The organism is Sphingomonas sp. LH128 (assembly GCF_000293195.2).
Taxonomy (GTDB): domain Bacteria; phylum Pseudomonadota; class Alphaproteobacteria; order Sphingomonadales; family Sphingomonadaceae; genus Novosphingobium; species Novosphingobium resinovorum_A.
In genome coordinates this window covers 1-18184 of the sequence record NZ_ALVC01000406.1, presented here as the reverse complement: position 1 = coordinate 18184, position 18184 = coordinate 1, and the positions used below count along the sequence as shown (strand labels likewise).

At 65.2% G+C, this 18184-nt stretch carries 18 protein-coding genes; 12 read left to right on the top strand and 6 right to left on the bottom strand.

Annotated elements, in window-relative coordinates:
• Together LH128_RS32825 and LH128_RS26800 are read right to left on the bottom strand one after the other, a co-directional pair.
• Nucleotides 1-401 (bottom strand): acyltransferase family protein (locus LH128_RS32825; protein ID WP_008832834.1); only part of this gene is annotated, 401 nt, incomplete at its 3' end.
• Nucleotides 391-2547 (bottom strand): GumC family protein, encoded by a 2157-nt coding sequence (locus LH128_RS26800; protein ID WP_172705187.1) that lies wholly within the window; start codon nt 2545-2547, stop codon nt 391-393. The genes LH128_RS32825 and LH128_RS26800, both read right to left, overlap by 11 nt.
• 214 nt (nt 2548-2761) lie before the next feature.
• On the opposite strand from LH128_RS26800, the gene LH128_RS26795 reads away from it, so the two are divergent.
• Nucleotides 2762-3868: a glycosyltransferase family 4 protein gene (locus LH128_RS26795; protein WP_172705186.1), complete on the top strand. Its 1107-nt coding sequence runs from the start codon at nt 2762-2764 to the stop codon at nt 3866-3868.
• Nucleotides 3861-4943, top strand: coding sequence for a glycosyltransferase family 2 protein (locus tag LH128_RS26790; RefSeq protein WP_008832831.1), 1083 nt, complete (start codon nt 3861-3863; stop codon nt 4941-4943). The genes LH128_RS26795 and LH128_RS26790 overlap by 8 nt, the downstream gene beginning before the upstream one ends.
• A gap of 20 nt (nt 4944-4963) precedes the next feature.
• Here the strand turns inward: LH128_RS26790 and LH128_RS26785 are convergent, their stop codons facing one another.
• Both LH128_RS26785 and LH128_RS26780 read right to left on the bottom strand, forming a co-directional pair.
• Nucleotides 4964-5752, bottom strand: a complete 789-nt coding sequence (locus LH128_RS26785; RefSeq protein WP_008832830.1) for a hypothetical protein — start codon at nt 5750-5752, stop codon at nt 4964-4966.
• Complete coding sequence (locus tag LH128_RS26780; protein ID WP_008832829.1) at nt 5749-6258, bottom strand: RNA polymerase sigma factor; 510 nt, start codon at nt 6256-6258, stop codon at nt 5749-5751. The genes LH128_RS26785 and LH128_RS26780 overlap by 4 nt, the downstream gene beginning before the upstream one ends.
• Before the next feature lie 86 nt (nt 6259-6344).
• Here LH128_RS26780 and LH128_RS26775 point away from each other — a divergent pair, with 86 nt between their 5' ends.
• Both LH128_RS26775 and LH128_RS26770 read left to right on the top strand, forming a co-directional pair.
• Nucleotides 6345-7589, top strand: coding sequence for a S8 family serine peptidase (locus tag LH128_RS26775; protein WP_008832828.1), 1245 nt, complete (start codon nt 6345-6347; stop codon nt 7587-7589).
• A gap of 110 nt (nt 7590-7699) precedes the next feature.
• A complete protein-coding gene (locus tag LH128_RS26770; RefSeq protein ID WP_008832827.1) occupies nt 7700-8479 on the top strand; it encodes a hypothetical protein in 780 nt (259 codons plus the stop codon).
• Nucleotides 8480-8611: 132 nt separating this feature from the next.
• On the opposite strand, the gene LH128_RS26765 is transcribed toward LH128_RS26770, so the two are convergent.
• Both LH128_RS26765 and LH128_RS26760 read right to left on the bottom strand, forming a co-directional pair.
• Entirely contained in the window at nt 8612-10858 is a 2247-nt protein-coding gene (locus LH128_RS26765) for an FdhF/YdeP family oxidoreductase (RefSeq protein WP_008832826.1), read from the bottom strand.
• A 124-nt stretch (nt 10859-10982) separates the two neighbouring features.
• Complete coding sequence (locus LH128_RS26760; RefSeq protein ID WP_008832825.1) at nt 10983-11906, bottom strand: LysR family transcriptional regulator; 924 nt, start codon at nt 11904-11906, stop codon at nt 10983-10985.
• Between the two features lie 145 nt (nt 11907-12051).
• Between LH128_RS26760 and LH128_RS26755 the strand changes: the two genes are divergently transcribed.
• From LH128_RS26755 to LH128_RS26725, 8 genes are read left to right on the top strand one after another with little or no spacing between them, the layout of a single operon-like run.
• Nucleotides 12052-13209, top strand: coding sequence for a muconate/chloromuconate family cycloisomerase (locus tag LH128_RS26755; RefSeq protein ID WP_008832824.1), 1158 nt, complete (start codon nt 12052-12054; stop codon nt 13207-13209).
• A 5-nt stretch (nt 13210-13214) separates the two neighbouring features.
• On the top strand, nt 13215-13505 hold the full coding sequence (catC, locus tag LH128_RS26750) for a muconolactone Delta-isomerase (RefSeq protein ID WP_008832823.1): 291 nt from the start codon (nt 13215-13217) through the stop codon (nt 13503-13505).
• Between the two features lie 47 nt (nt 13506-13552).
• The gene (locus tag LH128_RS26745) at nt 13553-14473 is read left to right on the top strand and encodes a dioxygenase family protein (RefSeq protein ID WP_008832822.1); all 921 of its coding nucleotides are present in this window, start codon (nt 13553-13555) and stop codon (nt 14471-14473) included.
• A 25-nt stretch (nt 14474-14498) separates the two neighbouring features.
• Complete coding sequence (locus LH128_RS26740) at nt 14499-15848, top strand: Rieske 2Fe-2S domain-containing protein (protein WP_008832821.1); 1350 nt, start codon at nt 14499-14501, stop codon at nt 15846-15848.
• Nucleotides 15845-16360, top strand: coding sequence for a benzoate 1,2-dioxygenase small subunit (benB, locus tag LH128_RS26735; protein WP_008832820.1), 516 nt, complete (start codon nt 15845-15847; stop codon nt 16358-16360). The genes LH128_RS26740 and benB overlap by 4 nt, the downstream gene beginning before the upstream one ends.
• Nucleotides 16361-16370: 10 nt before the next feature.
• Nucleotides 16371-17156, top strand: a complete 786-nt coding sequence (gene benD, locus LH128_RS26730; protein ID WP_008832819.1) for a benzoate diol dehydrogenase BenD — start codon at nt 16371-16373, stop codon at nt 17154-17156.
• Between the two features lie 25 nt (nt 17157-17181).
• Nucleotides 17182-17325 carry a hypothetical protein gene (locus tag LH128_RS33820; RefSeq protein ID WP_172705185.1) on the top strand — a complete coding sequence of 48 codons (144 nt, stop codon included), beginning with the start codon at nt 17182-17184 and terminating at the stop codon, nt 17323-17325.
• Between the two features lie 3 nt (nt 17326-17328).
• The gene (locus LH128_RS26725) at nt 17329-18099 is read left to right on the top strand and encodes an alpha/beta fold hydrolase (protein ID WP_008832818.1); all 771 of its coding nucleotides are present in this window, start codon (nt 17329-17331) and stop codon (nt 18097-18099) included.
• Nucleotides 18100-18184 lie beyond the last annotated feature (85 nt).

The following is an 18184-nucleotide window of genomic DNA, read 5'->3' as shown; positions in this document are numbered from 1 at the left end:
GGCAGCATCAGCAGGTTGGCTGGTAATCCGGTAACGATGGCGAACAGACCGGGGCCTTGATCGGGACTGAACAGGCTCCGGCTCAATGCGAGCGAGAGTCCGATGAGCGTCCCGATCGCCATGACGGGTTGCAGGCGTACAAAACGCATCACCAAGAACTCGCGCAATCCCATGCCTTCTCGAAGCCGGGTTCCATAAGCATGGGCAATCACGAAGCCGCTTAGTACAAAGAAAAAATCCACTGCCAGATAGCCGCTTGCGAACAGCGATCCCGCTGCGGCCGGCCGCCCTAGTGCCGCAAGAGTACGTAAGTGATAAAACAAAACCGAAAACGCGGCGATGCCGCGTAGTGCGTCCAGCGCAGCAAAGCGCTGGGGGGCTACAGTGTCCTCAGTCGACATAGTAGCCCTTGAATTTCTTGTGGTAGCCAAATGCGTCGGTGAGCCCCGCGCTGGCGAATTCCTTGATGTTCACCAGGCTGAGCGCAACCCCTCCCACCTTGCCGCCCCCTTGAGCGAGGAGGTCAAGAGTCGTCCGCACCGCTTTTTCCGGCGTTCGGCGCCAGCGTGCGATGACCAGAGTCTTGTCCGATAGCCTGGATACCATCCGTGTTTCGGCCACGCCCAGAACAGGTGCAGAATCGATGATGATGATGTCGAAACCCTCCCTCAGGCCAGCGATCAGGCGCGCCATGGCATCTTCCGTTATCTGGTCTTCCGAGCTCCGTTGGCCGAGGGTTGGCAAGATATGCAAGCCGGTACGATCTTCGCGCACCAGCGCTTCGTCGATCCGGATCGTACCATCCAGAACACGGAACAGCCCTTCGGCATTCCTGCCGGGTAACAGGGCGTCGGAAGTCGAGTGATGGCGTACGTCGGCGTCCACCAGCACGACACGCTGCTTGCCGATGGCCAAGGTTCGAGCCAGGCACATCGAAGTGGTGGACTTGCCCTCCCGGGGAAGAGCGGATGTGATGGTGAGGACTTTGGCCGTGCCGTCCGACATCGTGAGTCCAAGGTAGGTTGCAAGATTACGAAGGCTTTCCGTGAACAGCGACATCGGCCGCATTGTCACATAGTCCTGAGGCAGGATGCTTTCCGCTTTTGCACGAGTTGCTGAGGACAGGGTCGGAATGGCTCCTGCATAGACCGCGCCTAGGCCCGTCTCGATGTCGGCGCGGGTCGCGACCGTATCTTCCAGATATTCCGCGACCGCCATGGTCAGGCAGGCAGCTATCGCTGCTGCTGCCAGCCCGGCAAGCGCACCGAGAAGATAGCGGGGTGAGGAAGGGGTATCTGGTACACGTGCCACAGACGCGATCGTCGCGTCTGCGTTGGGCAACGCGCCGACCTGCGCGGTCTCTTTTTCACGCGTGAGGTAGGCGTTGTAGATCGCCCTGCTTGCCTCGGCTCGTCGCTCGAGTTCCAGGCGGCCCACTTGTGCCGAACTGTTCTGGGCCAGCGAGCCTTTCGCCTGTGCGCGACTTGCGAGCAATGAACCAAGCCGGGATTCCGCAATCTGCACATCGCCGCGCAGGCCGGAGATGATGCGCGTCAATTCGGCACCGAGTTGACTGCGTACGTCGGCAAGTTCATCGCGAGCTTCGACCACGTCGGGATGGAGCGCTCCATAACGCGCATCCAGTTGGGCCAGGCGGGCACTGGCCTGCGCTTCCTGCTGCCGCAGTTGCCTGACCGTTTCCGACGCAAGCGCGCTGCCGGTATCGGCCCCGCCTCCACCGCGCGCGATCTGGGTCTGAGCAGCGCTCAGCTTTCCGCGCTGTTCGGCCAGTTGCGCCTGCGAGTCCGCGATCTGGCGATTGAGTTCGGAGACTTCCTGCTCGGCCATGGTCGCGCCTTGCGCGCTCATGAGATTGTTGCGGATCATGTAGTTCTGAAGCGCCGCATCATCGGCGACCGCCTGGCGCTGCAGAGTGCTTGCCTGTCCTTCGACGTAGCGCGCGGACTGGCTGTTGCGCAGTTGCTTCTTGGTGCTGTCGAGTTGGATGTAGCGCCCTGCCAGCGCGTTGGCGATCCTTGCCGCGTTCACAGGGTCGGTGGAAGAGACCGAAATCTCGACGAGATATGTCACACCAACACGCCGAACATGACTTTGCACCAGAAGGATTTCGGCCGTCCGGCGCTCGCGCTCTGCCGCGGATGCGGCGGTATCGATCTTGCCGCCGAACTCGCGTGTGCGTGCGAGACCCAGTTGGCGCACCACGTCCAGTGTCAATGCCGGCGAGCGGACCACTTGCACCGCCGTGTCGATCAGGTTGTCATCCGCAGGTGCCACGAAGCCGCGGTCGTTGATCTTCACCGGTTCCGCCTGCCGCGGCTCCAGCAGAAGCGTGCTTGTGGCGGTATAGGTGCGGGGCAGCAAGGCCAGTATGGTTGCGGCGATCGTCAGAGTGATCACGAAGGCCGAAGCGAAAGCCCACCTGCGCCTGAAGAAAAGCGCGCCTATTTCAGACGCCTCGGGAAATAGTCGAGCGGTTGCCCGGACGGATATTTCATCCGCTGCGGCGCCATGAATCCTGTTGCTCAAGGCGTTGCTCCAAATAGGATCATCTAAACATTGAGGCATATGCAGCAATGCCTAAGCATGTCGTCCGTAAAGCGTTGCGGTCGTCCTAGGTATAATGCCGATACGCCCCGTCGCTGGAAACAGAATTTCGCTCCATTTTGAGATGGAGTTTCGGGGTTTTCAGATGGAATTGGATCAAACTGTCAGGGCATCGGTGGCGTATCTCGTGCATGACATGGACGACACCGCCGTTCATCGGAGAGTCGATCTGCTTTTGGGAGAGGGTTTGGCGGTGGCTCTTGGCGGCTTTCGCAGGCGCGCATCGGTGATGGACACCGACATCGCGCATCGGGTGCTTGATCTGCGCCGCACTGTTGATCTGGGCCGCACCATGGATGCGCGATTGATGCAGCGTGCGGCGGCGGTGGCGCGACATCTTCTTGATCCGGCAGCGGTTCGGGAGCTTTGCTACGGAGCTTCGGTGATCGTCGCCCGAAACCTTGAGATGCTCGTGCTCGCGTGGCGTGTGCGCCGGCGCGAGCAGCGTCTGGTCTACGAGTGCCTGGACATCCATCGGCTGATGCTCGGCGGGGGCTGGAAATCCCGTATGCTCAGGTGGCTGGAGCGGTGGTTGCTGGCGCGCACGGACCTGGTGATCGTGAGTTCACCGGCGTTCGCGGATCGCTACTTTTCGAAAAGGCAACGGCGCTCCGAAGGCGTGATACTGGTGGAGAACAAAGTGTCCCGCTCGCGGTCCAGCGTGCCTCCCTCGCCTAGATCCTCCAGTGACGCCCCCATTGTCATCGGGTGGTTCGGAATGCTGCGCTGCCGCCGGACCTTCACGCACCTTGCCCAACTGGCACAGCGGGCGAGAGGGCGCGTGGAAGTGGTGATCGCCGGCATCGCCAGTCCTGCCGAATTCCCCGATTTCGAAGCGGAAGTGTCGAAGATCCCACGGATGCGATACCTGGGAGCCTATCGCCCCGAAGACCTGGCAGACCTTTATACCGGTGTCGATTTCGTCTGGGCCATCGACTATTTCGAGGAAGGGATGAATTCGGAATGGTTGTTGCCCAACCGGCTCTACGAAGGCCTGGCCCATGGCGCGATACCCATCGCCTTGAAAAGCGTCGAAACCGGGCGCTGGCTGGCGCGCCGTGATGTCGGGTTGTTGTTGGACGATGCGGACAGCGAACTGCCCGATCGATTGCTGGGGCTGACCGCCGATGAGCGATGGCGCATGCAGCTCGCCATTGCCGCCTTGCCGGATGGCGCGCTTCATCAGGCCCTTTCCGAGCGCCGTGCCATAGCCGAGGCCATCTTAGGGCGTGTCCGTGCCTGATTTCGACGGTGCCGACATGCTCATCGTCGTACCCTGCCTGAACGAGGAAGCGTACCTGCCCGCCTTGCTGGCGAAGCTACTGCGCAATGTGGGCGGTGCGCTGGTCGTGGTGGCCGATGGCGGAAGTACCGATCGAAGCAGGGAGATCGTCAGAAATCTCGCCTCCAGGCACGATAATCTGGTGCTGCTGGAAAATCCCAAACGGATGCAGGGGGCGGCGGTAAACCTGGCGGCTCGCCGCTATGGCGCCGGACGTCGCTGGCTGGTGCGGATCGACGCACATGCGCGATACCCGGAAGAGTTCGTCCCACGCCTCGTGCTTTCGGCGCAGGGCATGCGGGCGACCTCGGTGGTCGTGCCGATGACCACACGGGGGACGGGATGCTTCCAGAAAGCGGCGGCTGCGGCGCAGAACTCCGTGCTGGGCACAGGCGGCGCCGTGCATCGCCACGTCGGAAGGGGGCAGTGGGTCGAACATGGCCACCACGCCCTGTTCGACCTCGTCCTGTTCATGATGGTGGGAGGATATGACGAGGATTTTGCCGCTAACGAGGATTCCGAACTCGATCGCCGGCTTATCGCCGCTGGCGGCCGCATCTGGCTCGAGCCGGATGCTGCGATCGTCTACCACCCTCGTGCCTCCGTGAGCGCCCTGTTCAGGCAGTATCGCAATTACGGCAAGGGTCGCGCGCGCAATCTCAAGCGACATCCGGCACCGTTGAAGTTGCGCCAGATGCTGCCGATCGGCGTGCTGCCGGCAATCGCCACTGCACTGAGCGCATTTGCGGCGGCGCCTTTCGGGTTCGGAGCGATGGTGCTGGCAATACCTATGTCATGCTGGTTGGCGGTGTCGCTCGTCGGCGGGGCGTTGCTCGGCATGCGCGCGCGATCGGGATGTGCGGCCTGCTCCGGAATTGCCGCGATGACGATGCATGCTGGCTGGTCGCTGGGCTTCATAGGTGAGGCGCTGAGCAGGCGCAGGATGCCGCCGTCACCATCGTCGCTAAGGCTCGATCCATTGCCCGATGAGCCATCGATGGATGAAACACCGCTGCGGGTGGCACAGGCTACCTGATCAGCCGGTCTGGCGCAGCCCTATTTGCTCCACCGTGCTGCGCGCGCAGCCCGTTCTTGCGCGGCGTCAAGCGGATCGCCTGAGGCCATCGCTTGCGCCGCGGCCATGAGATCTCCCGCGGCCGAGCCGGCTTGTCGGTATTCGCCGTGCGTGGTGGCCTCGTTAGTCATCGCCCGGCGCAGGACCCAGCCTTCGCTGTCCTTGCAGGCGATGCCCGAACTGGCGCCGGCGTCGTAGACGCGGCAATAACCGCCGTCACTGCGCCGGAAGCTGGTGAGAATCCGCAGCTTGCCGGTTTCATCGCTGGACGCGAGCTTTTCGTCGAGGCCCCTGGCCAGCATGCCTGTCGCCACAAGCGCACCGCTTGAAGTCACACCGGCACCGTCATCTGCAATGCGCGTTCCGAAGAACAGTCCCAGCACGAGCGAGGCGGCGATCGCTGCTCCCATGCCGGACCAGCGCGGCAGCGTGAAGCGGCGCGAACTGGCGGCGCGGGTCTGCCTGTCCCGGCGCGCGCGCGCGGCGGTGAAATCGAGAATCCGGGCGGGTTCGTCCGACTTGGCGTCGATCATCTCCGCTTCGACGTCCTCTGCCGCAGCGGCTGCGATCATCAGGGTCAGGCTTTCCGGCACCGGCTCTTCAGCGACGGGATCGAAGTGGCCGCGCAGTAGCGCACGCAGGCGCTGCTGCTCCTGGAGTCGCGACGAAAGCGTGGGGTCGGCGGCAATCGCATCGGCCACCCGCTGCCCGTCGGCGCCGGACAGTTCGCCATCGGCGTAGGCGGCGAATTCCTCCTCGCTCACGGTCATGCGATTTCTCCGAGTTCGCGCAGCAATGCCTCGCGGCCACGCCCGAGCCGCGAGGTGAGCGTGCCCTGCGGCACGCCGATGATTTCGGCCGCTTCCTTGTAGGCAAAGCCCTCGACCAGCACGAGCACTACCGCTTCGCGCTGGTCGTCGGGCAGACGGGCGAGGGCGCGGCCGACATTACCCAGTTCGACCATGTTCTCGGCATCGCGATCACCGGGTGTGCCGACGTTGGCGCCTTCCTCCTCGTGAGTGAAGGTCTGCGAGCGCCGCGTCCTTGCCCGTACTTCATCGATCCACTGGTTGCGCATAATCCTGTAAACCCAAGCGTCAAGCCGCGTGCCGTCCTGCCACGACTGGCGGGACTTGAGCGCGCGCTCGACCGTCTGCTGGCACAAGTCGTCGGCGTCGGCCGCATCACGGGCGAGGCCCCGCGCGAAGCGCCGCAGGCGCGGCAGCAGGGCGGTGAGTTCCTCGCAGAAACGGTCTTGGCTCGTCGATGCGTTCATCGAAATGTCTTGTCCGCAGGATGAAACGGACCGACTGCCGCGTTTCATCCCTGAATGCCACGAAATTTTTGCTATCGGATGGATCGATGAGAAATCGCACCCTTCTTTCGGCCGGGATTGCCGCCATCTTTCTCGCCGCGCCGTCGGTGCCGGTCGAAGCGCAGCTCGGTGGTGGGCTGCCGATGGACCTGCCCGGGACCGTGGGCCGGGTGCGCGATACGCTCGGCGACATTGCCGGGCCGGTGATAGAGCCCGTCGGGCGGATCGTGAGCGACGTGCGCGCGCTGGCGAACGAGCGGGTGCGGCGGCTCACCCGGCTGGTCGCCGATCACGGCGACCGGGTCGAGTGGGACGAGCAGCACCAGCCTGCCGTGCGGGGCGAAGTGCTGATGCTGGACCCCGACGAGGCGGCGCTCGATACGGCCCGGCGGCAGGGGTACAATGTGATCGAGCAAGGTGCGCTGGAAGGGCTCGATGTACGCTTTGCGCGCCTCGAGGTGCCGTCAGGCGCCTCTCTGGCCAAATCGGTGGAGGACTTGCGAAAGACCCTTCCTGGCCGGGAGATCAGCGCGGATCAGTTGCATTTTCCTTCGGGTGGCACCCCCACGCAGGACGGCAAGGCGGTATCCGGCGCGCTTCCACGCGGCGGCACTGTCGGGGTCATCGACGGCGGCATCGGTGGTTCGACGCGGCTTGCCTCGCAGCGTGGCTTCGCGGCGGGAGCGCCGAAAACAAGCGACCATGCCAGCGCGATCGCCTCGCTTCTGACGGGGGCGGGGACTGCGCGTATCTATGGCGCCGATGTCTATGGCGCGGACCCGGCGGGCGGCAATGCGCTGGCGATCGCAAGGGCGCTGGGGTGGATGCGGGTGCAGGGCGTGCCGGTGGTGTCGATCAGTCTGGTCGGTCCGTCCAACCCGCTGCTGGCGCGGGCGGTGGCTTCGGCGCAGAGCAAGGGGATGACGGTGGTGGCGGCGGTCGGCAATGACGGCGCGGCTGCTCCGCCTGCCTTTCCGGCGTCCTATCCCGGCGTGATTGCGGTGACAGGCGTGGACGGATCGGGACGCGTGCTGATCGAGGCGGGGCGTGCCTCGCACCTCGATTATGCCGCGCCGGGAGCGGACATGTCGGCGCTGGTGCCGGGCAAGGGCCGTCAGTCGCTGCGCGGAACGTCCTATGCTGCGCCGCTGGTGGCGTCGCGTATCGCGGCGCGGCGGGCACTCGTCAGAAGTGCCGCAGAGGCGCTGAAAGCCGTGGATTCCGAAGCCATCAAGGGGCAGCGCCGAACCGGACGCGGCGTGTTGTGCAACATCTGCCGATCGGGCCTTTAGAAAAAATCTGAAATAATTTCATCGGCCATGGATGAAAGCGAAATGGCCATCCGTTCCTTCCATCAGACACCCCGGACGGGGCCAACGACAACAAGGAAGGAGCAAATCCCATGAACAAGCTCTCACTTACGACCGCCATCGCAACTCTTGCCCTGATCGCCGCGCCAGGCGTGGCCAATGCCCAACTGCTGGGCGGTGGCGGCCTTGGCGGATCGCTCGGCGGTGGCCTCGGCGGCTCGCTGGGCGGCACCATCGGCGGTGTCGGCAGCTCGATCGACGGGACCATGGGCGGTGCGGGCGACATCAGCGCCTCGCGCGCCAGCCGCAGCGTTTCGTCGCGGGCCTCGGGCAATGCCAGCGGCCACGCCAGGAAGTCCGTGACCAAGCCCTCGGTTTCGGCGCCGGATACCTCGGCGGTGACCGGTGCAGCCGATAGCGCCCGCTCGCAGGCCAGCGGCCTCGTCGACTCCGCCCGCTCGACGGCGGGTAGCGGTTCGGCAACCGGCACGGGTTCGGCCACGGGCTCGCTCGCCGGTTCACTGACGGGATCGGGCGCGAACGGCTCGGCTTCGGGTGCGGGCAATCTCGCCGGTTCGGGCAGCCTGCCTGATACTTCGGGCGTGACCTCGCAGGTTGCGGGCACCGCGACCGGGACGGCTCAGGCAGCCCGCTCGGCCGCGGCAGAGAAGGCGCAGGCGGTCGGCAGCCAGGCCCGCGATGCGGCGTCCAGCGCGGCGAACAGCTCAGCCTCGGGTTCGGGTAATGGTTCTGCCAACGCGCAGGCGGGCAAGCGCAGCGCCAACGTGAACGGCTCGGGCAGCGGTTCGGCTTCGAAGAGCGGTGCGAATGGTTCGGTCGGCCTCGGTGCCAGCACCAGCCGCGACCAGTAAGTTCCGCAGATAAGCCTTCGTCAGAAAGGCGTGCCTAACACCGCCGCGTCGCTTCCATCCCCCACCGATGACGCGGCGGCCTGCGCCCCCGGGAGAGACCACTCACTCTCGGGGGCGTTCTCATGCGTGCGATCAGGCGGCAGCGCGGATGGTGACCGGGATCGACTTGTAGGCCGGGGTGCCGCTCGCGGGGTCATAGTTGTCCAGCGGCACAAGGCAGTTGGCCTCCGGATAGTAAGCCGCCAGCGAGCCGCGCGCGATGGCATGGCGGACCAGCGTGAAGCCCTTCAATGTGCGCCCGGCCGGGGTGGTGACGTCCACCTTGTCGCCCTCGGCCAGACCCAGCATGGCAAGGTCCACTTCGTTGGCGAAGATCACGTCGCGGCGGCCGGTGACGCCGCGATAGCGATCGTCAAGGCTGTAGATGGTGGTGTTGTACTGGTCATGGCTGCGGATCGTGGTGAGCAGCAGCGAGCGCTCGACCTGTTCCTCGGCGTGGGGGTGCGCGATGAACTGCGCCTTGCCGGTCGGTGTCTTCCACGTGCGGGTCGCAGGGCCGATGGTGAGGCGGAATCCACCCGGCTCGCGCACGCGAATGTTGAAGTCGCGAAAGTCGGGATAAACGGCCTCGATGCCGTCGCGGATGCGGTCGTAGTCGGCGACGAGCGCGGCCCAGTCGATGCGGGTGTGCGGCATCGCCGCCTGCGCCAGCCCGGCAACGATCGCCGGCTCGGAGCGCACGTCGGGGCCGGGCGCCTTGAGTTTCCCGCGTGAGGCGTGGACCATCGACATGCTGTCCTCCACCGTCACCCACTGCGGCCCGGCCTGCTGTACGTCCAACTCGGTGCGGCCGAGGCAGGGGAGCACCAGAGTCTCCTTCGCCGTCAGCAGGCAAGTGCGGTTGAACTTGGTGAGGATATTGACCGAAAGGTCCAGCCCGCGCACCGCGGCGAAGCAGGCCTCGGGATCGGGCATGGCGACGGCGAGGTTGCCGCCGAGCGAGATCAGCGCCTTCGAGTGTCCGGAGCGCATGGCGGCAAGGGCTTCGACTGCATTGTGGCCGTGATGGCGGGGCGCGGCGATGCCGAAAGCGTCGTCGAGACGCTGCAGCATGTCCTCGGTCGGCAGTTCGGTGATGCCGACGGTGCGGTCGCCCTGTACGTTGCTGTGGCCGCGCAGGGGGCAGATGCCCGCGCCCGGCTTGCCGAACTGCCCACGCAGTAGCAGCAGGTTGGCGATCGCCTGCACGTTCTGGGTGCCGTGCTTGTGCTGGGTGATCCCCATGCCGTAGCAGACGATCACCCGCTCCGCCTTCATGTAAACTTGCGCCATGCTTTCGATGGCATCGCGCGTCAGGCCGGAGGCGACCTCGATCCAGTTCCAGCTGGTGGCATCGAGATCGGCCCTGAGCGCGTCCAGCCCTTCGGTGTGATCGGCGATGAAAGCGTGGTCTAGGGCGTCGGCCTCAACCACCAGTTTCATCATGCCCTTGAGCATCGCCATGTCGCCGCCAATGCGGACCTGATGGTAGGCAGAGGCGAGCGGGGTGGAATGGGTCGAGAGCATTTCGGTGGGATGCTGCGGCGACTTGAAGCGTTCGAGTCCGCGCTCGCGCATCGGGTTGGCGACGACGATGGGCACGCCGCGCTTCGATGCGGCGGCCAGCGTGCCGAGCATGCGCGGGTGGTTGGTGCCGGGGTTGTGGCCGATGCAGAAGATCGCGTCGGCGAGGTCGAAATCCTCCAGCGTCACCGTGCCCTTGCCGATGCCGATCGACTTGGGCAGGCCGGTGCTGGTCGCCTCGTGGCACATGTTCGAGCAGTCGGGGAAGTTGTTGGTCCCGAACTCGCGCGCGAAGAGCTGGTAGAGGAACGCGGCCTCGTTGGAGGCGCGGCCGGAGCAGTAGAACTCGGCCTGGTCGGCGTGGGCGAGGGCCTGCATCGATGCACCCGCGCGGGCGAAGGCTTCGTCCCATGTGATGGGCACATAGTGGTCGGTCTCGGCATCGTAGCGCAGCGGTTCGGTGAGGCGGCCCGCGTCCTCCAACTGGTGATCGCTCCAGGACCACAGTTCGGTGGCGGTGTGGCGCGCGAAGAAGTCGGGATCGACGCGCTTGACGGTGGCTTCCCAAGTGACGGCCTTGGCGCCGTTCTCGCAGAATTCGAACGAGGAGGTGTGCCGGGGATCGGGCCAGGCGCAGCCGGGGCAGTCGAAGCCGTCGGGCTGGTTCATTTGCAGGAGCGCGCGCGTGTCGGGGCTGGCCTTCATCTGCTCGCGAACGGTACGCGCCAATGCGCGCAGAGCGCCCCAGCCGCCGGCCGGCCCCGTGTAGTCGCTAATGCCTTGGGGGCGGTTCTCGGGTTCACGCGTTTCGCTCATGACTCTGGTACTCGCTGCATGGTGGCGCGGCCGGTTTAGCATCCCGCGTCGGAAAATCCGACGGTACAGGAGTATGCTTTGTGCGCGGACCTGGTTGCATGCTGCGCAGCACAGAGCGGCACCATCAGAGGTCCTCTATCAGCGCGGTGGGCACTTCGTAGCCCCATTGCGCATACTTGCGCGCGATGACGGCGGCCATGAGCGCCAGTTCGGGTGAGCGGTCGCCGGGGCGGTGGCTCATGATGATCGGCGAGGTCGCAGGCTCCACGAGTTCGCGGAAGGCGACGTCGTGGCTGCGGGCGCGGCGGACCGATTCCGGGACGATCGCCATGCCTTCCTGCGCCGCGACGAGGCCGATGGCGATCTGCAGTTCGCGCGCCTCGTGGACCACGCGCGGTTCGATGGAATGGTCGCGGAAGAGCGAGATCACCTGGTCGGCATAGCTGGGGCGCGGTGCGCGCGGGTAGAGAATTTGCGGTTCGTCGGCGAGTTCGCGCAGGGAGATCGGCTCCTCGCCGTTCGCGAGCGGGTGATCCGTCGGGAAGGCGGCGATGAGTCTTTCGTCGCGCAGGATGATGCGCCGTACTGCCGGATCCTCGAACCGGATACGACCGAAGCCGACGTCGATACGCCCGTCCTTGAGGGCGGCGATCTGGTCGAGCGTCGTCGCTTCCACCATGACCAGTTCGACGTTCTCGGCGACCTTGCGGAATTCGCGGATCAGTTCGGGCAGGCGCGCGTATATGGTGGAGGCGACGAAGCCGATGACCAGGCGCCGGCGCCGACTGGTCGCCGCCGCCTTCACCATGGTCTCCACGTCTTCCATGCGGGCGAGCATCTGCAGCGCCTGGGCATGGAGCAGCCGTCCCACCGCGGTCAGCCGCAGCGGCCGGCTCGACCGGTCGAGCAGCGGGGCGCCGACGTGAGCCTCCAGCTGCTGGATCGCGCGCGACAATGGTGGCTGGGCGATGTGCAGCCGTTCTGCCGCCCGGTTGAAGTTACCTTCGTCCGCAACCGCCACGAAGTAACGCAGGAGGCGCATGTCCATCACGAGATCTAAACCCTCCCTCTAGCATCGCTCGGGCTGCAATATACCCAACAGGTATGTAGTGTTGACCGCATTGATCTTTGATAGAAGTATCGCGCAGGCATATCTGTCCCATGAAAGCTAAGCATATGGGAGAGTCGCTGCAATGGCTATGTTAAGCCGCGCTGATACCTTCATCGTCGATGTGCCGACGATCCGGCCTCACGTGCTGGCCATGGCTACCATGCATGCGCAGTCGATGGTGATCGTTCGGCTGATCGACGCCGACGGCGTCGAGGGACTGGGCGAGGGCACCACGATCGGCGGCCTCAGCTATGGCGAAGAGAGCCCCGAGAGCATCAAGTCCGCGATCGACACCTACATCGTCCCGGTGCTGGAAACCTGCGATATCGCGCAAGTCGGCGCGACTATGGCCAAAGTCGCCAAGTGCGTGCGCGGCAATCACTTCGCCAAGTGCGCGGTGGAGACGGCGCTGCTCGACTTGGCAGGCAAGCGGCTCGGGGTTCCGGTGTCCGAACTGATCGGCGGAGGCCGGGTGCGCGGCAGCCTGCCAGTGGCCTGGACGCTCGCCAGCGGCGACACCGCGCGTGACATCGCCGAGGGCGAGGCCATGCTGGAGGCGCGCCGCCACCGCATCTTCAAGCTCAAGATCGGCAAGCGCGACGTGCGCGACGACGTGGCCCATGTCGGCGCCATCTGCAAGGCGCTCGGCGACCGGGCCAGTGTGCGGGTGGACGTCAACCAGAACTGGAGCGAGGCGCAGGCCAAGCTGGGCATGGCGATGCTGGCCGATGTCGGCTGCGATCTCGTCGAGCAGCCGATCGCCGGGGACGACGTCGCTGGCATGGCCCGGCTGTCCACCACGCAGGCGGTGCCGCTGATGGCGGACGAGGCGCTTCATGGCCCCCGCTCCGCGCTGCGTATCGCTGCGAGCCATGCCGCGGGCGTCTTCGCGCTCAAGATCGCCCAATCGGGCGGCCTTTTCGCCACCGCCGAAGTCGCCGCGATCGGTACGGCCGCGGGTATCGGCCTGTATGGCGGCACCATGCTCGAAGGCGGGATCGGCACCATTGCGTCGGCCCATGTCTTCGCGACCCTGCCTGAACTCGCCTGGGGCACCGAACTGTTCGGTCCGTTGCTCCAGACCGAGGAAATCCTTTCCGAGCCGCTGGCCTATGCCGACTTCTCGCTGGCGGTCCCGACTGCGCCGGGCCTCGGCGTCAGCCTCGACGAGGACAAGCTCGCCTTCTTCCGGCGCGACCGGACCGCGCCCGCCCTTCACGCCGTCAACGCAGGAGCCTGACCCCCGTGCTTTTCATGGTCGAAATGGACGTCAACATTCCCCTGGGCTTCGATCCCGCCGAGGCGGCGCGGATCAAGGCCGAGGAAAAGGCCTACTTCCAGAAGCTCCAGGCCGCGGGAACCTGGCGCCACATCTGGCGCAAGGTCGGCTTGTACTCGAACGTCTCGATCTTCGACGTCGAGAGCAACACCGCGCTGCACGACACGCTCATGGCACTGCCGCTGTACCCCTTCATGACCATGAAGGTGACGCCGCTGTGCCGCCACCCTTCCTCCATCCATGACGACGATCGCTGATCGCCACCGCCCGGAATAACGGGCCTAGAATTACGGGAGAGAATGAAATGGACACCAGCTTCGTAAAGACCCCCGAGATCCAGCAGTTGCTCGACCGCGCCGCCGGCGTGAACGAGAGCGGCGGCAGCCCGCGCCTCAAGGCGATCGTGCGCGACCTTACTGAAAGCGTGATGGAACTCATCGTCAGGCATGACGTCTCCGAGAGCGAGTTCTGGCTGGCGATGAAGTACCTGTCGGACAGCGCAGGTGAGATCGGCCTGATCGTCCCCGGCACCGGCCTCGAGCACTTCCTCGACCTCTACATGGACGCCAAGGACGCCGAGGCCGGCCTCACCGGCGGCACGCCGCGCACCATCGAAGGCCCGCTCTACGTCGCCGGTGCGCCGCTCGTGGAAGGCAACGCCAACCTCAGTGTCGATCCCGACGAGGGCACCACCGTGCTGCACATGACAGGCACCGTGACCGGCCCCGATGGCGAAGCGGTCAAGGACGCCATCGTTCACGTCTGGCACGCGAACTCGAAGGGCTGGTATTCGCACTTCGACCCGACCGGCGAACAGACCCCGTTCAACAACCGCCGCCGCATCAAGCTGGCCGACGACGGGCGCTATGCGTTCCATTCGAACCAGCCGAGCGGCTATTCGGTGCCGCCCGAGGGCGCGACCGACAAGCTGATGCAGGCGCTGGGCCGCCACGGCAACCGTCCGGCCCATGTCCACTTCTTCATCGAGGCGCCGGGCTACCGCACGCTGACGACGCAGATCAACTTCGGCGACGATCCCTTCGCGGCCGACGACTTCGCCTTCGGCACCCGCGCAGGGTTGCTGCCAGTGCCCAGTCGCCAGGGTGACAGCGCCTACATCCAGTTCGACTTCCAACTGCAGCGCGCCCACGACGCCGGTGACGAGGGCTTCTCCTCGCGCACCCGCGCCGAAGCGACGCCTGCTCCGGAAGCCGAAACCGTCTGACAACCAGAACACGGGAGACAGGATCATGCACGAACACCTGATGAGCCGCGTTGCGACCGCCGTGGTCGACGACCCCGAGACCGGCCTGTTCCGCTGCCGCCGCGACGTCTTCACCGACCCGGCGCTGTTCGAACTCGAGATGAAGTATATCTTCGAGAGCAACTGGGTCTACGTTGCCCACGAAAGCCAGGTCGAGAAGAAGAACGATTACTTCACGACCTGGATCGGGCGCACCCCGGTGATCCTGACCCGTGCCAAGGACGGCGGCCTCAACTGCGTCGTCAACGCCTGTGCCCATCGCGGCGCCAAGCTGTGCCGCCGCAAGCGAGGGAACCAGCCGCTGTTCGTGTGCCCCTTCCACGGCTGGAGCTTCAAGACCGACGGTTCGCTGATGCGCGCCAAGGACGCCAGCACCGGCGCCTATCCGGACAGCTTCAACCATGAAGGGTCGCACGACCTGACGCGCGCCCGCGTCGAAAGCTATCGCGGCTTCATCTTCGCCTCACTCAACCACGATGTGCTCCCGCTGGAAGAGCATCTGGGCGAAGCGAAAGTCATCATCGACCAGATGGTCGACCAGGCGCCCGAGGGGCTGGAACTGCTGACCGGCAATTCCACCTACACCTTCGACGGCAACTGGAAGATGCAGATGGAGAACGGCTGCGACGGTTACCACGTCAGCTCCGTTCACGAAAACTACCAGTCCACCATGGGCCGGCGTGCCGAAGGCGGGACTAAGGCAGTCGATGCCAACGGCTGGTCGAAGGCTCCGGCAAGCGGCGTCTACGGCTTCGAGCATGGCCATATCCTGCTCTGGACGCAGGTGCTGAACCCCGAAGTGCGCCCGATCTGGAGCCACAAGGCGGCGCTGGACGCACGGCTCGGCGAGGACAAGGCGAAGTTCATTCTCGAACAGACGCGCAATCTAGCGCTCTATCCCAACGTGTTCCTGATGGACCAGTTCTCCACCCAGATCCGCGTGGTGCGTCCGATCGACGTCCATACCACCGAGGTCACGATCTACTGCTACGCGCCCAAGGGGGAGAACGCAGAGGATCGTGCCCACCGCATCCGCCAGTATGAGGACTTCTTCAACGTCACCGGCATGGGTACGCCTGACGACCTCGAGGAATTCCGCAGCTGCCAGTCCGCCTACGAAGGCGCAGGCGAACTGTGGAACGATCTCAGCCGTGGCGCTACGCGCTGGATCCATGGCCCCGACGCCAATGCGAAGGCGATGGGCATGAACCCGCTGCTCTCCAGCGAGCGTAGCGAGGACGAGGGCCTCTTCGTGCGCCAGCACGAGTTCTGGGCGCAGATCATGCTCGACGGCATGGCGAAGGACGCCGAACCGATGCTGGAGGCTGCGGAATGACCCTCGTTCTGGAAAACACTGCCGCCGCGCTGTCCTATGCCGAGATCTGCGCGTTCCTCTACCGCGAGGCGCGCCTGCTCGACGACCGCGAGTTCGACGAATGGCTGGAATGCTATTCGCAGGATGCCGAATACTGGATGCCCGCGTGGACCGACGACGATGCGCTGACCACGAACCCGCAGACCGAGATCTCGCTGATCTACTACGGCAACCGCAAAGGGCTCGAGGACCGGGTCTACCGCCTGAACACCGAGCGTTCGTCGGCCAGCACGCCTGAAGCGCGCACCTCGCACTTCATCGCCAATGTCGAGGTGCTGGAGACGCGCGAAGGTGCGATCGACCTGCGCTACAACTGGCACACGCTCAGCCACCGCTACCAGCAGACGCAGCAGTTCTTCGGAACCACCTTCCTGACGCTGGATACGGCTGGAGACGTCCCGAAGATCCTGAAGAAGAAGATCGTTCTCAAGGACGACTACATTCATCAGGTCATCGACGTCTACCACGTCTGAGGAGGCTGCAGTGATCTTCGCAGGACGGTTCGCAGGCAAGGTCATGGTCGTGACCGGCGCCGCGCAGGGTATCGGGGCAGGTGTTGCCACACGCGCGGCGGCGGAGGGCGCAAGCGTCGTCCTCGTCGACCGAGCCGATTTCGTCGCCGAGGTGGAGCAGGCCATCGTCGCGGATGGCGGCAAGGCCGTGTCGGTCCAGTGCGACCTCGAAACGTACGAGGGTGCGGCCGAGGCGATGGCAGCGGCCGTCGCGGCGTTCGGGCGCATCGACATTCTCGTCAACAACGTCGGCGGCGCGATCCGCATGCGTCCTTATGCCGAGTTCGAGCCGGCGCAGATCGATGCGGAAATCCGCCGCTCGCTGATGCCGACGCTCTATTGCTGTCATGCGGCGCTGCCGGTCATGCTGGGGCAGGGCGCTGGCACGATCGTCAACCTCTCGTCCAACGCCACGCGCGGCATTCGCCGGGTGCCCTATTCGGCGGCCAAGGGCGGGATCAATGGCATGACGCAGGCGCTCGCCATGGAGTATGCAGAAGACGGCATCCGCGTCGTCGCGACCGCGCCCGGCGGCACCAGTGCGCCTGCGCGCCGGGTCGCCCGCAACGCCGAGGGGGACAACGCGCAGGAGCAGGCCTGGATGGCAGAGGCGGTGGCGCAGGTCACCTCGTCCGCCTTCATGAAACGCTATGGCACGCTGGAGGAACAGATCGCGCCGATCCTCTTCCTCGCCTCGGACGAGGCCAGCTACGTGACCGGATCGGTCCTGCCGGTGGCTGGTGGCGATATCGGCTGACGCCAGCTTCATAGGACATGGATAGGTGCCCAGACTGATCGCCGTCACCCGCTCGGGCGACGAAACCGCCATCGGTGCTTATCGCACCGACTTCTCGCGCTTGTCCTGCCTGATCGCCATGACCCTGGCGCTCGACGGCCTGCGTGTCACCATCGCACCTGAGGACTGATCTATGCCTTTCACTCAAGCTGCAGGCGCCAGCCTCTACTGGAAGCGCGACGGCCGCGACGACGCACCTGCGCTGGTGCTGCTCAACTCCATCGGCACCGATATGGATTTGTGGGACGCGGTGCTGCCACTTCTGCGCGAACACTTCGCGCTGCTGCGGATCGACGCGCGCGGCCATGGTGCGTCAATTGCCGAACCGGGTGACTTTTCGATGGCGATGCTGGCCGCCGATGTGCGCGCAGGCGCGGACGCGGCAGGTTTTGCGCGCTTCAGTGTCGCGGGCGTCTCGCTGGGAGGGATAATCGCGATGGAACTGGCCGTCGCCGCGCCCGAGCGGATTGAAAAGCTCATCCCCATCTGCACGTCCGCCACGATGGACAGCGCTTCGTGGAACGATCGTATCGCGAAAGTGCGCGGTGAGGGGATGGCCGCCATCGCCGATCTTGCGATGGGGCGTTTTCTGTCGGACACGGCCGAACCCGCGATCTACGAAGCCGTGCGTCGTCAATTGCTTGGCATGGACGCGCAAGGCTACGCGGGCTGCGGGGCGGCGATCCGCGACATGTATCTAGCCGAGCGTATCTCCGGCATCGCCGCGCCCACTCTGGTGGTAACCGGCACGCGCGATACCTCGACGCCGTTCGAAGGGCATGGCGAATATTTGCTTGCCCGCATCCCCGGCGCTGCGCATTTGTCGATCGAGGCTGCACACCTTGCACCGCTGGAGGCTCCCGCCGAACTGGCCTCAGGCATGATCGCCTTCCTCCAGGACTGAGCCCATGGAAAAATCAGACGTCGTCATCGTGGGAGCGGGACATGGGGGAGCGCAGTGCGCGCTCGCCCTGCGCCAGAACGGGTTC

Excerpts from the sequence above, each read along its gene's own strand:
- LH128_RS26785 (WP_008832830.1), bottom strand. The coding sequence starts at position 5,752 with ATGACCGTGAGCGAGGAGGAATTCGCCGCCTACGCCGATGGCGAACTG.
- LH128_RS26780 (WP_008832829.1), bottom strand. The coding sequence starts at position 6,258 with ATGAACGCATCGACGAGCCAAGACCGTTTCTGCGAGGAACTCACCGCC.
- LH128_RS26760 (WP_008832825.1), bottom strand. The coding sequence starts at position 11,906 with ATGGACATGCGCCTCCTGCGTTACTTCGTGGCGGTTGCGGACGAAGGT.
- LH128_RS26745 (WP_008832822.1), top strand. The coding sequence starts at position 13,553 with ATGGACACCAGCTTCGTAAAGACCCCCGAGATCCAGCAGTTGCTCGAC.
- LH128_RS26795 (WP_172705186.1), top strand. The coding sequence starts at position 2,762 with ATGGACGACACCGCCGTTCATCGGAGAGTCGATCTGCTTTTGGGAGAG.
- LH128_RS26755 (WP_008832824.1), top strand. The coding sequence starts at position 12,052 with ATGGCTATGTTAAGCCGCGCTGATACCTTCATCGTCGATGTGCCGACG.
- LH128_RS26775 (WP_008832828.1), top strand. The coding sequence starts at position 6,345 with ATGAGAAATCGCACCCTTCTTTCGGCCGGGATTGCCGCCATCTTTCTC.
- LH128_RS26770 (WP_008832827.1), top strand. The coding sequence starts at position 7,700 with ATGAACAAGCTCTCACTTACGACCGCCATCGCAACTCTTGCCCTGATC.
- LH128_RS26765 (WP_008832826.1), bottom strand. The coding sequence starts at position 10,858 with ATGAGCGAAACGCGTGAACCCGAGAACCGCCCCCAAGGCATTAGCGAC.
- benB (WP_008832820.1), top strand. The coding sequence starts at position 15,845 with ATGACCCTCGTTCTGGAAAACACTGCCGCCGCGCTGTCCTATGCCGAG.
- LH128_RS26740 (WP_008832821.1), top strand. The coding sequence starts at position 14,499 with ATGCACGAACACCTGATGAGCCGCGTTGCGACCGCCGTGGTCGACGAC.
- LH128_RS26725 (WP_008832818.1), top strand. The coding sequence starts at position 17,329 with ATGCCTTTCACTCAAGCTGCAGGCGCCAGCCTCTACTGGAAGCGCGAC.